Source organism: Halocatena pleomorpha, assembly GCF_003862495.1.
GTDB classification, from domain to species: domain Archaea; phylum Halobacteriota; class Halobacteria; order Halobacteriales; family Haloarculaceae; genus Halocatena; species Halocatena pleomorpha.
On the sequence record NZ_RRCH01000035.1, the window covers coordinates 16,835 to 27,446 of the forward strand.

Sequence of the window (10,612 nt, forward strand, 5' to 3'; positions counted from 1 at the left end):
CTTAGTACGCCTCCGGATCAAGCTCAAATATCAGCTCACCGCCGGAAAAAGCTCGTACTAACCCGTCGCTCTCGGATAACACGATTGCAATGGCGTTCGTATCGCGGGTGATCGCGCCGGCAGCCATGTGGCGCGTGCCCAGTCCTTTCGGAATGTCGACGCCCTCTGCCGCCGGTTCGAGATACCGGTAGGCAGAGACGATCTTTCCGGAATCAGAGATCACGAAGGCACCGTCGAGCCGTGAAAATTCCTTTAACATCACATCGACGATCGGGTCACCAACGTGTACGTGTGATTTCTCGAACGGATTGTACGACAGCGACCGCGATTTGTTCATCACCTTTCCGGCGTCACCAACGACGAACAACGCTCCGACCGGTTTGCCCTTCTGGCCTTTCTTTCCGAGTCCGATTACGACTTCCAATACGTTTCGGATGACTGATGGCTCTGCCCGAGAGTTGACGAACAGATCGTAAATACCTGTGTGTGTGAATTCCCCTGCTCGAACGCGGATTACTGAATCGATACCGTCATCGAAGAGATTCATCGCACACAGAATGATCGTGCCCGTGTCGATGTACTCCTGATCGATGCCGCCTTCCATCCCGAATCGGATCCGTTCTTTGATCTCCCTGAACTCGATTGGCAACTCGATGAACAGCTCTGCGCCAACCGTGTTCTCCACAGCCACCACAACGACCGGCACATCGGATTCATCGACGATCGCTTCGTAGCTAGCGGTGCTCGGGGAGAACAAAAATACGGCATCGATATCCGCGACGAGATCCGTCACTACCCCCCCCAGTCCAGACATACTGTGTCTCTACTGTTGATGGAGGCGCGATACAGGAAACCTTTCCGGCCGATTCTGCCACGTTTTCACGAGGCACACCGGTTCACCGTTCGTCCGTCAGATCCGTAGCAGAGGGCTTCGAGTCAGACACCATCTGTTTCGCTCCTCGAAGGAGTCCATCAAGGATTTCGGGCGTCGTCGGATGGTAGGCGCGGTCGGGGATGTCGTGGATGTCCATCTCGTTTTCGAGAACAATCTGCATCGTTTTCGCCATCACGTCGGCATGGTAGTGAAGCCCCTGATAGCCGAGCACCGTGCCGTCAGTGCCAACGACGAGTCGCGCAACTCCTTCCGGGGCGTCTTTCGTGATGAACACACCGTCGTCGCTCGCTTGTCGGTCAACCGTGATGTGTTCGATGTCGGCTGTCCGTGCCGACGTTGCGGTGTGTCCGATACGGACGACGGGATACACGCCGAGTCCGGCGAACACCACCCGGTGGGTCACGTTCTCGTAGGGACGCAGAGTCCGACCGTCTCGGTGCCGAAGGATGTTGTCGGCTGCTCTGTGTCCCTGTTCTTTGGCCACGTGAAGGATCGGTTCTTTGTCGTTCGCGTCACCAACAACGAACGTCTGCTCGTCATCACGGGCCTGCATCGTGTCCTGCACCCACTCTCCGCTCGGTTCGATTCCCCGCTGGCCGAGTCCCAGTCCGTCGAGTGCGGGTCGTCGCCCCGTGAACACGAACAACCCCTCGGCGTCGATCGTTCGCGTCGTGCCCGCTTCCTCAACGGTCAGCCGAACCCCCTGCTCGGTCGCTTCGAGTGCTCGTTCGCGCGTGTTCGTTCGGATATCGACGCCGAACGTCTCGCGGTACAGGGATAACAGTTCGTCTCCAAACTGCGCGTCGTAGCCATCCAGCGGACGGTCACCGTGTTCAATAACCGTCAGATCCACACCGCCCACTTCGGCCAGATACGGTACCAACTCGATACCGACAGCACCGAATCCCAGCACGATTCCTGAATCGGGGAAACTGGTCGCATCGAGCACGTCCGCACTGGTCATGAATTCGATGTCGTCGATCCCCGGAAGCTCCGGAATCGATGGTTTCGAACCCGTGGCAACGACGACGTAATCGGGGGACAACTCTCGCGTGCCGACCGCTACCGTGGTGTCATTGACACAGCGTGCCGTGTCGTGGATGAACTCGATTCCTGCTTGGTCTGTGAGCGTCCGGACGGCTTCACGCCGATGCGCACCGAATTCTGCTGTGTGTTCGTCTTTGGTGTCGACGGTTCGATCGAGTGCCACAGACGGCACTCCAGAGAGACGGTCGTCGTGACGGGCCTGAAACCGATGCGCACCCGCTGACAACACCTCTTTGGACGGCATACACCCTCGGAGAATACAGAGGCCACCGGGTTCGTTGTCGTCTACGAGCGTAAGTCGAACGTCGCTGTCCGCGAGCGCGTTTGCGACGGCGACGCCAGCACTTCCGTAGGCCCCGATGATGAGGACGTGTGTCACACAGAAAGGGGGAACCGCCAGCCGTTTAATTATACCGGGGTAACCCAGCAACAGCGGGGATGTCAATGCGCCAGTTTACACCTGTGAACTGATCTCTACCGCTACATCTGATTGTATCCACGCGCGGTGGTTGTCCGGATCGTATACCACTACCTCGCCGTCTTCGAGTTCGAGGACGATACAGTCCTGCTCGGTGTCATCGCCGTTCGTGCCGTCGTATGTTCGTGTGCTCATTGTCCTGTCGTGCCGGGCAGATTGTTTCCATGTCCTAGTATACCACAAGATAATATAAGCTTTCAGTAACCGGAAGGTTAATGGGGGTATAATGCTAATTGATACCAATACTCAAATGTCGGCCGGAAGTGCACCCTCTTTTTGATTCGTTTTGTGTTGGATGGACGCTGTATGGTGGTATGGACGGATTACTTCGGCTCGCTTCTCAGGCAGTCGCGTGGGTGTCTGATTCGATGTCGTCGATCCGCACGAAGCCGTACCCACACTCCGGACATCTCCACTTCGTTTTCTCGCCAAGCTGGACGAGCGTACTCGCCGTTCGGTAGAAGTTGTGTTTTTCCTCACACGATGGGCAGTAATGTTCGGTTTCCAGACTCATATCCTCCCTTGTCGGACCGTCCACTTCACGTTTTCCACGTGACGAAGCGTCGTGTTTTTCCCGCTACGAGCCGGAATTGACGATAGCGATGGCCCGCTACCACATCGAGACGTACGGTTGCACGGCCAACCGTGGTGAGAGCCGCCAGATTGAGCGGCTGCTCCGTGATGGAGGACATCACCCGGTTGACGGTCCCGAGGAGGCCGACGTTGCGATCCTCAACACGTGTACCGTTGTCGAGAAAACCGAGCGCAACATGCTTTCGCGGGCCAAAGAGCTCGAATCGGAAACGGCGGATCTCATCGTCACGGGTTGTATGGCGCTCGCTCAGGGTGAGCTGTTCGAGGAAATCGACGCGGACGTGCTCCATTGGGACGCGGTTCCGACCGCCGTTCGAAACGGCGAGTGCCCGACGACGACGCCGGGAACGGAACCGGTGTTGGACGGCGTGGTTGGGATTCTCCCGATCGCCCGTGGCTGTATGAGCGACTGTTCTTACTGCATCACGAAAAAAGCGACCGGGAAGATCGACAGTCCCCCAGTCGAGGAGAACGTCGAGAAAGCCCGTGCGCTCGTTCACGCGGGAGCCAAAGAACTCCGTATCACGGGTCAGGACACGGGCGTGTACGGGTGGGACACGGGCGAACGCAAGCTCCACACCCTGCTCGAACGCATCTGTGACATCGACGGCGACTTTCGCGTCCGCGTCGGAATGGCCAACCCCAAGGGACTGCACGGGATCCGCGACGAACTCGCGTCGGTGTTCGCTACCAACGAAAAGCTGTACAACTTCATCCATGCTCCCGTGCAGTCGGGGAGCAACGATGTGCTCGGTGACATGCGCCGCCAGCACCAAGTCCGGGAGTTCGTCGAGGTGGTCGAAACGTTCGACTCGGCGCTTGACCACTGGACGCTGTCGACGGACTTCATCGTCGGCTTCCCGAGTGAAACCGACGCAGACTACCGGCAGAGTCTCGCGTTGTTACGAGAAGTCCGTCCCGAAAAGATCAACGTGACGCGCTTTTCCAAACGTCCCGGCACCGACGCCGCACAGCGCAAGGGGCTTGGCGGCACGATCAAGAAAGAACGCTCCTCGGAGATGGTTGAGGAGAAAATGGAGATCGTCGGTGACGCCTACCACGACATGGTGGGCGAACACCACGAGGTACTCGTCGTTGAACACGGCACCGGTGATTCGGTGAAATGTTACGACGAAGCCTACCGACAGGTTATCATCAAAAACGCCACCGAGCACGACATCCAACCGGGCGAATTCGTGACGGTTGAGATCACCAGCGCAGAAACGGTGTACTGCTTCGGTGAACCCGTCTCCGTTTCCGAGTGATTGCCTCCACCGTTTTGACCGTTGTTACTCACCCAACAGTTGTCTAACCGTTTCCGTCACTCCGTCCCATCCGTCTCAGTTCCGTCGGTGTAACTGCTATCGGTGTCCTTCCACTCCCCGAGTTCCTTCGGATCAAGATGTACGAACACGTCATCGACTTCCGTGATCTCCCGAATCGATTCGACGACATCTGTTTCGATGTCGTGAGCGTCGGTAAACGACCGGTCGCCCTCAATTTCGAGATGGAGACTCACGTCAACCTCGGGACCCACGTGGTGGGGAACGACATCGTGTACACCATAAACATCGGGGTGTGAGAGCGCACGGTCGACGATCTCTTTGCGGAGTTCTTCAGACGGTGCGACTCCAACGAGATAGCCGACGTTATCGACCACGATTTCGATTCCCGTGTACATGATTCCGAGGGAGACGACGATCCCGGCTACCGGGTCAAGCACCGGCCAGCCGACGCTCGCGCCGAGCACGCCGATCAGCGCAGCGATTGCGGTGAGAACGTCGGCTCGATTGTCCAGCGCCGTCGCTTCAATGGCTGGAGAGTGGTACGTTCGGCTCACGCGGAGACAGTACCGGTAAAGGAGGTATTTCACGACCGCAGTCCCGGCGAGTACGGCGATCGCGGACAGTTCTCCGACTGCCACAGGTCCCGTTTGGATGGACCGAACTGCGTTGTAAAGCACGGCGATTCCAGCGGCGAGAATCCCGAGCGCGACGAACAGCGAAACGAACGGCTCGATTCGCTCGTGTCCGTGGGGATGGTCGGGATCCGGTGGCTGTGTGGTCACGTACAGCCCCCCGACGACAACAAGGCTGTACACCCCATCAGCGATGCTGTTCACCGCTTCTGAACCGACCGCGATCGATCCGGTGGCGAAATACACACCGCCCTTAGCCACCACGAGGACGCCGTTGATCCCCAACACGAGGAGACCGATGCGCCGCAGGGCAGTGTTTCGATCCATGGCCGAACACGTCATCTAGTTCGAACGTCGTTAGCTCACTCCGCAGGTTCGATTCCGATCGCACCCGCGTCAGTGGTTTCGGTCCCATCCTGTGCGGCGAACGCCTCATGCAACTTGTCGTAGGTGTTCTCGACGGCGTCAACGATGACTTTCGTTTCGCTGATGACGGGCATGAAGTTCGTGTCCTCTTCCCACCGGGGAACGACATGGGTGTGGAGATGGTCGTCAATCGACCCGCCCGCTCCGTGACCGAGGTTACATCCCGTGTTGAATCCGTCCGGATCGAGGGTTTGTTCGAGTGCGGCGAGTGCCCGCTGTTTCAACCGGGCGTGGTCGAGCAACACAGCGTCCGATAACGCTCCGTACTCCCCCGTGTGCGTCTCCGGGATGACCATTACGTGTCCGGGATTGTACGGATAGTTGTTGAGCAGCACGTACGCGTGTTCGCTCCGAGCGACGACCCGACTCTCTCGGTCCTGTTCGGCCGCCGGCAACTCACAAAAGACACACCCCTCATCTTCCCCTCCGTTTCGTTCGACCCACTCGATCCGCCACGGCGCGAACACCTGTTCCATGGCCGTTCTCCGTCCCACGACCTGTTAAGCATAGCGTACCGTTCTTGCGGGCTACCTACATCCATTTAAACATAATGGCTCTTTCAGTGCCGTTTCCCATCAGACTGTTTTAGAAACTGTTCTAAACGCTCTCAACGGAATTAAAACGGTTATTGGAGAAATCGACTCCCGTCATGCGAAAATCGACGTGAACTACCCCCAACGGAGGTGGGTTTTTATACCGGTTAGCCTGGTAGCAGTGATCGATGAAAGCCTCCAAGCAGCAGTCGAAGCAAGCGGGCATCCACGAGATGTGTTCGGCGTGCGGACGCGAAACGCCTCACGACGTGTCTGTAAAAATACTCACTGAAAGCAGCAAGCCGGAGAACGCGCAGTTTTCCCGTGAACCGTACCGCGTCAGCGTCTGTCAGATCTGTGGTTCGGAGACTTCTCTTCGGATGAACAACGCTTAGGCGGCTTCGAGGAAGTTCCGAACGATCTCGTGGCCCGTGTTCGTGAGCACGCTTTCGGGATGGAACTGGACGCAGCTGATCGGATACTCACGGTGGCGAACACCCATCACTAGCTCGGATGTTCCGTCGGCTACTTCCGTGGTAGTGGCTGTCACTTCGAAACAGGCTGGCACCGCTGTCGCAACGAGCGAGTGATAGCGCCCGCCTCGGATCGGGTTGGGAAGTCCTTCGAACACGCCAGTTTCGTCGTGTTCGATCGGAACCGCTTTGCCGTGGATCGGTTGGGGGGCGTGATCGATCGTGCCACCGTAAGCGTGCACGGCGGCTTCTAGCCCGAGACAGATACCCAGCGTCGGCACAGTGGTGCTCAGTTCCGTGAGAACATCGAGCGTGACGCCGACATCTCGGTCGTTTTTCGGGTGGCCCGGACCGGGGCTGAGCACGACCGCGTCGGGATCGAGCGCACGGATGTCTTCGAGCGAGGCGGTGTTACGAACCACCTCGGTGGTCGCGTGCTGACTCACGTACTCGACAAGATTGTACGTGAACGAATCGAAATTATCGACGAAACAGACGTGTTTGCTCGTTGCTGCTGGTTGGTGGGTCGTCATCGTGGTGTCTCTCCGTCCGGCCGGCGTGGTTCGGTCGTCTCGGCTTCAATCGCGTCGAGTGCAGTCAGTACGCCGTTCATCTTCTGTTCGGTCTCCTCGTATTCGGCGGCGGGATCGCTGTCAGCAACGATTCCAGCGCCCGCCTGAACCGTGATGCGGTCCGACACCGCGGTGTCGTCGCTCCCGTGTTCGATCGTCGCGGTTCGGATGACGATCGCTAGATCCGCGTCACCGTTCCAAGAGTAATAACCGAGTCCACCGCCGTAGACGCCGCGCGGTTGGGATTCGAGTGTATCGATGAGTTCCATTGCACGGATCTTCGGAGCGCCGGTCAGCGTTCCGGCGGGGAAGGCCGCACGCGTCGCGTCGAACGCGTTTGCGTCCTCAGCGAGCATGCCGGTGACAGTGCTCTCGATGTGTTGGACGTGGCTGTATTTGAAGACGTTCATGAACTCCTCGACGGACACGCTGCCCGGTTCACTCACACGACGAACGTCGTTGCGAGCCAGATCCACGAGCATCGTGTGCTCTGCACGCTCTTTTTCGTCGGCAAGCATCTCGCCCGCCAGCCGTCGATCCTCGACGGGACTCTCACCACGATCGCACGTCCCCGCGAGCGGGTACATCGCCACCGTCTCGTCTTGGACCGACACGAGCGTTTCCGGACTCGCACCGACGATGGTGCTGTCACCCCGATCGAGCACGTACATGTACGGTGAGGGGTTGATCTCTCGGAGGGCGCTGTACAACCCGAGAGGATCGATCTCACCCGCAACGTCCCGCTGTCGGGAGATGACGCCCTGATAGATGTCGCCATCGAGAACGTGTTCTTTGGCCGTCCGTACCGCTTGTTCGTACGTTTCTCTGCTCCCCGCACACGCGTTCACACGCTCGACACCGCCGGTCTCGATATCATCGGCCGTCCGCAGCTGTCGAGCCACTCGGGTTGCCTCGGAACGAAGCGCAGTGTACAGCGCGTCTGCGTCCTCCTCAGGACGCACAACCGGCGTGAACACGAGTTCGAGGCTGTCGGTACACTGATCGAAGACGAGCGTCGAATCACTCAGGACGAACGCCGCGTCAGGCACTCGTGTTTCGGGACGTTCGTACTCTAACTCTGACAAGAAGAGGTCGTACACCGCGTCGTAGGCGAGCACTCCGACCAACCCGCCGTCCAATCGCCGTCTGGATCGGTCCGGGAAGCCACACAATGCAACATCCGGCAGGACGGCATTGAGCCTGTCGAGTACGTCTGTTCCCGTTGGATTGGGATCGAGCAGCCCAACATAGCGATCATCGAGAAGATCGACGGTCACGTCCGCGCCGTTTGCAGTGATGACGGCGGCCGGATCGTATCCGACGAACGAGTAGCGTGCGTGTCTGTCGTCGACCTCTGTATCGGGTGTAAACGCGCCATCGGGATCGCTCGATGGCACTTTCTCCGCGCTTTCGAGCAAAAAGCCGTACTCGCCCTGATCGTTCAACGTCGCGTACGCCAGTAGTGACGAGACATCGACATCGAGCGACGCTGCCACGTGGGCCACGATGGGGCGATCGTGATCGGTCACCCATTCGATGAATGCCTCGCGTGAGCAATCAAGCGTCACTCCCGCCTCGTCGGTAACGGATCGTGGGTCGGTCATGGCGTTGGATCGGTGGGTTCCGGTCTGTCGGTTCGTGTTCCGGCCCGGCCCAGAAACGACCGCACTGCAGCGGGATCTTTATGTCCGCTACTGCGTTCGACGCCGCTGGCGACATCGACCCCGTAGGGAGCGACCGTCTCGATCGCCGCACCAACGTTGTCGGGGGTGAGACCACCGGCGAGCACGACGGGCGAATCGAGCGCCTCAACCCGATCGCGGGCGCGTTCCCAGTCGTGTGTTTCACCGGTTCCGCCGGCACCGTCGTCATCGAGCGAATCGACGACCAGCGCGTCGGCCACCGACTCGTAGTCGGGACTGTTGGCCGCTGTCACCGCGGCGAGCACCGCCGCGTCCGTCTCACCTGCGAGCGCAGCGACAGCCGACGGAGACAGTCCGTGAACTTGCACCGCGTCCGGACCGACGCGGTCGATCCGTTCGAGGGCGTCGCTTACGTCATCGGGCATCGTCACCAGCACCGTACTCACGAACGGGGGCGTCGTCTCGACCAACGTCGCGGCCGTCTCGGCGGAGATCTCTCGGGGGGTGTCCACCGAGACGCCGCTGATGAATCCCACAGCGTCCGCACCGGCTGTCACCGCGAGATCCCGGTCCGCGGCCGTTGTGAGACCACAGATCTTCACCCGCGTTCGGCTGTCCGAGTGCGTCATTGGGTGATCGAGACCGAGCGGAGTTCTTCGAGCACCGACCCGGCGGCTCCTGACTCGATTGCGTCCCGAGCGCGGTGGACGCCCGCCTCGATGCTGTCCGTTTCTCCCGAGACGTAGACGGCCGCCCCGGCGTTTGCGAGCACGATGTCGCGTTTCGGACCGGTGTGCTCGCCGGTGACGATCTCCCGGAGCACGGTGGCGTTCTCCTCTGGGGTTCCGCCCGCGACCTGTTCGATCGGTGCCCGATCGAGACCGATATCGGCGGGCGTGAGCGTGTACTCCTCGGTCTGCTCGCCCGTCACCTCCGCGACTTGCGTTTCTCCGTGGATGGCGATTTCGTCCAATCCGGGACCGTGGACAACAAGCGCCCGCTCGACCGGAAGTCTGGCGAGTGCGCGCGCGAGCGTCCCCACCAACTCCGGATCGTACACTCCGACGACTTGGGCGTCCGCTCCGGCGGGGTTCGTTAGCGGTCCGAGCACGTTGAAGATCGTCCGCATACCCAGTTCCCGTCGCGGCCCGATCACCGCCTTCATCGCCGGGTGGAACACCGGCGCGTGCATGAATCCGATGCCGTGCTTCTCTATCAACCGCTCGACAGTGGCCGGTTCGGCAGCTGCCGGTACACGAAGCGCCTCAAGCACGTCCGTGCTGCCCGACGAGGAGGAAACGGAGTAGTTGCCGTGTTTGGCAACCGGAACGCCCGCCCCTCCGGCGACGATGGCGCTGGTCGTCGAGACGTTGATCGTGTCATGCTCGTCGCCGCCCGTCCCACACGTGTCCACCAGCGGTGTCCGATCGGGGGAAATCGTGTTAGCAACCGCTCGCATTCCTTCCGCGAACCCCGCGATTTCGGCCTCTGTTTCTCCTTTCGATCGTAGTCCCGCCAGCAGCGCACCGATCTGTGTCGCCGTCGCGTCCTCGAATACGGCGTTCGCCACTGATCGAGCTTCCTTCTGTGTCAGATCCTCGCCGTCAGTCACACGCTCGATATAGGTGTTCATAATGACCACTGATGATCGATATTGTCTTACTTTGTCCAAATATGTACATTGCCTTAATACTGTCGGTAATGTGTGATATTGACTCACACTATAGCAAGTGGCGCACGATATCACTCGATCGGGCGAGGGGATTCGGAAAGGTTCAAGTATCCCTCTCCAGTACAGGAAACTGTAAGCGAAAACGGGTTCGTGGTCTAGGCTGGTTATGACACCTCCTTGACATGGAGGAGGCCGGCGGTTCAAATCCGCCCGAACCCATATCGTTCGTTTTTTGTTTTATATTTTGAGTAGTGGCCGGCGGTGAGACGTGCAGCGAAGCGCGCAGCGGTGAGCGAACGTCGAGGCACGTCAGTCGCAGCGCCGAGCGCAGCGAGGCGACCGTCTGACGGTGGTTCAAATC

General features: G+C 59.5%; 12 protein-coding genes and 1 tRNA gene. 3 read left to right on the plus strand and 10 right to left on the minus strand.

The features are described 5' to 3' along the window. Window position 1: 1 nt before the first annotated feature. The 4 genes from dacZ to EIK79_RS18245 all read right to left on the minus strand — a co-directional run bounded on the left by dacZ (window position 2) and on the right by EIK79_RS18245 (window position 2,934). Window positions 2–814 carry a diadenylate cyclase DacZ gene (gene dacZ / locus EIK79_RS15385; protein ID WP_124956260.1) on the minus strand — a complete coding sequence of 271 codons (813 nt, stop codon included), beginning with the start codon at window positions 812–814 and terminating at the stop codon, window positions 2–4. Window positions 815–896: 82 nt separating this feature from the next. Beyond that, window positions 897–2,321, minus strand: coding sequence for an FAD-dependent oxidoreductase (locus EIK79_RS15390; protein ID WP_124956262.1), 1,425 nt, complete (start codon window positions 2,319–2,321; stop codon window positions 897–899). A gap of 75 nt (window positions 2,322–2,396) precedes the next feature. Then, window positions 2,397–2,555, minus strand: coding sequence for a DUF7331 family protein (locus EIK79_RS18240; protein ID WP_185715668.1), 159 nt, complete (start codon window positions 2,553–2,555; stop codon window positions 2,397–2,399). Between the two features lie 205 nt (window positions 2,556–2,760). Continuing rightward, window positions 2,761–2,934 carry a DUF7838 family putative zinc beta-ribbon protein gene (locus EIK79_RS18245; protein ID WP_185715669.1) on the minus strand — a complete coding sequence of 58 codons (174 nt, stop codon included), beginning with the start codon at window positions 2,932–2,934 and terminating at the stop codon, window positions 2,761–2,763. A gap of 88 nt (window positions 2,935–3,022) precedes the next feature. Here EIK79_RS18245 and EIK79_RS15395 point away from each other — a divergent pair, with 88 nt between their 5' ends. Next, complete coding sequence (locus tag EIK79_RS15395; protein ID WP_124956264.1) at window positions 3,023–4,279, plus strand: tRNA (N(6)-L-threonylcarbamoyladenosine(37)-C(2))-methylthiotransferase; 1,257 nt, start codon at window positions 3,023–3,025, stop codon at window positions 4,277–4,279. A gap of 56 nt (window positions 4,280–4,335) precedes the next feature. On the opposite strand, the gene EIK79_RS15400 is transcribed toward EIK79_RS15395, so the two are convergent. Further along, window positions 4,336–5,259 (minus strand): cation diffusion facilitator family transporter, encoded by a 924-nt coding sequence (locus EIK79_RS15400; RefSeq protein WP_124956266.1) that lies wholly within the window; start codon window positions 5,257–5,259, stop codon window positions 4,336–4,338. A 35-nt stretch (window positions 5,260–5,294) separates the two neighbouring features. Beyond that, window positions 5,295–5,834, minus strand: a complete 540-nt coding sequence (locus EIK79_RS15405) for an HIT family protein (protein ID WP_124956268.1) — start codon at window positions 5,832–5,834, stop codon at window positions 5,295–5,297. Between the two features lie 245 nt (window positions 5,835–6,079). On the opposite strand from EIK79_RS15405, the gene EIK79_RS15410 reads away from it, so the two are divergent. After that, complete coding sequence (locus EIK79_RS15410) at window positions 6,080–6,286, plus strand: DUF7835 family putative zinc beta-ribbon protein (protein ID WP_124956270.1); 207 nt, start codon at window positions 6,080–6,082, stop codon at window positions 6,284–6,286. Here the strand turns inward: EIK79_RS15410 and trpG are convergent. Genes trpG through trpD form a run of 4 tightly spaced genes read right to left on the minus strand, consistent with a single transcriptional unit; the run spans window position 6,283 to window position 10,212 of the window. Continuing rightward, window positions 6,283–6,897, minus strand: coding sequence for an anthranilate synthase component II (gene trpG / locus EIK79_RS15415; protein ID WP_124956272.1), 615 nt, complete (start codon window positions 6,895–6,897; stop codon window positions 6,283–6,285). The genes EIK79_RS15410 and trpG overlap by 4 nt on opposite strands. Then, window positions 6,894–8,540, minus strand: a complete 1,647-nt coding sequence (gene trpE / locus EIK79_RS15420) for an anthranilate synthase component I (protein ID WP_124956274.1) — start codon at window positions 8,538–8,540, stop codon at window positions 6,894–6,896. The genes trpG and trpE overlap by 4 nt, the downstream gene beginning before the upstream one ends. Continuing rightward, a complete protein-coding gene (locus EIK79_RS15425) occupies window positions 8,537–9,208 on the minus strand; it encodes a phosphoribosylanthranilate isomerase (protein WP_124956276.1) in 672 nt (223 codons plus the stop codon). Before EIK79_RS15425 ends, trpE begins: the two co-directional genes overlap by 4 nt. Further along, window positions 9,205–10,212, minus strand: a complete 1,008-nt coding sequence (trpD, locus tag EIK79_RS15430) for an anthranilate phosphoribosyltransferase (protein ID WP_124956278.1) — start codon at window positions 10,210–10,212, stop codon at window positions 9,205–9,207. Before trpD ends, EIK79_RS15425 begins: the two co-directional genes overlap by 4 nt. Window positions 10,213–10,395: 183 nt before the next feature. On the opposite strand from trpD, the gene EIK79_RS15435 reads away from it, so the two are divergent. Beyond that, window positions 10,396–10,470: transfer RNA gene (locus EIK79_RS15435), tRNA-Val, on the plus strand. Window positions 10,471–10,612 lie beyond the last annotated feature (142 nt).

Bases quoted from the DNA above. Each gene is read 5' to 3' on its own strand.
- trpD (WP_124956278.1), bottom strand. From the start codon at position 10,212: ATGAACACCTATATCGAGCGTGTGACTGACGGCGAGGATCTGACACAG.
- trpE (WP_124956274.1), bottom strand. From the start codon at position 8,540: ATGACCGACCCACGATCCGTTACCGACGAGGCGGGAGTGACGCTTGAT.
- EIK79_RS15410 (WP_124956270.1), top strand. From the start codon at position 6,080: ATGAAAGCCTCCAAGCAGCAGTCGAAGCAAGCGGGCATCCACGAGATG.
- EIK79_RS15400 (WP_124956266.1), bottom strand. From the start codon at position 5,259: ATGGATCGAAACACTGCCCTGCGGCGCATCGGTCTCCTCGTGTTGGGG.
- trpG (WP_124956272.1), bottom strand. From the start codon at position 6,897: ATGACGACCCACCAACCAGCAGCAACGAGCAAACACGTCTGTTTCGTC.
- EIK79_RS15425 (WP_124956276.1), bottom strand. From the start codon at position 9,208: ATGACGCACTCGGACAGCCGAACGCGGGTGAAGATCTGTGGTCTCACA.
- EIK79_RS15405 (WP_124956268.1), bottom strand. From the start codon at position 5,834: ATGGAACAGGTGTTCGCGCCGTGGCGGATCGAGTGGGTCGAACGAAAC.
- EIK79_RS15395 (WP_124956264.1), top strand. From the start codon at position 3,023: ATGGCCCGCTACCACATCGAGACGTACGGTTGCACGGCCAACCGTGGT.
- dacZ (WP_124956260.1), bottom strand. From the start codon at position 814: ATGTCTGGACTGGGGGGGGTAGTGACGGATCTCGTCGCGGATATCGAT.
- EIK79_RS18245 (WP_185715669.1), bottom strand. From the start codon at position 2,934: ATGAGTCTGGAAACCGAACATTACTGCCCATCGTGTGAGGAAAAACAC.
- EIK79_RS18240 (WP_185715668.1), bottom strand. From the start codon at position 2,555: ATGAGCACACGAACATACGACGGCACGAACGGCGATGACACCGAGCAG.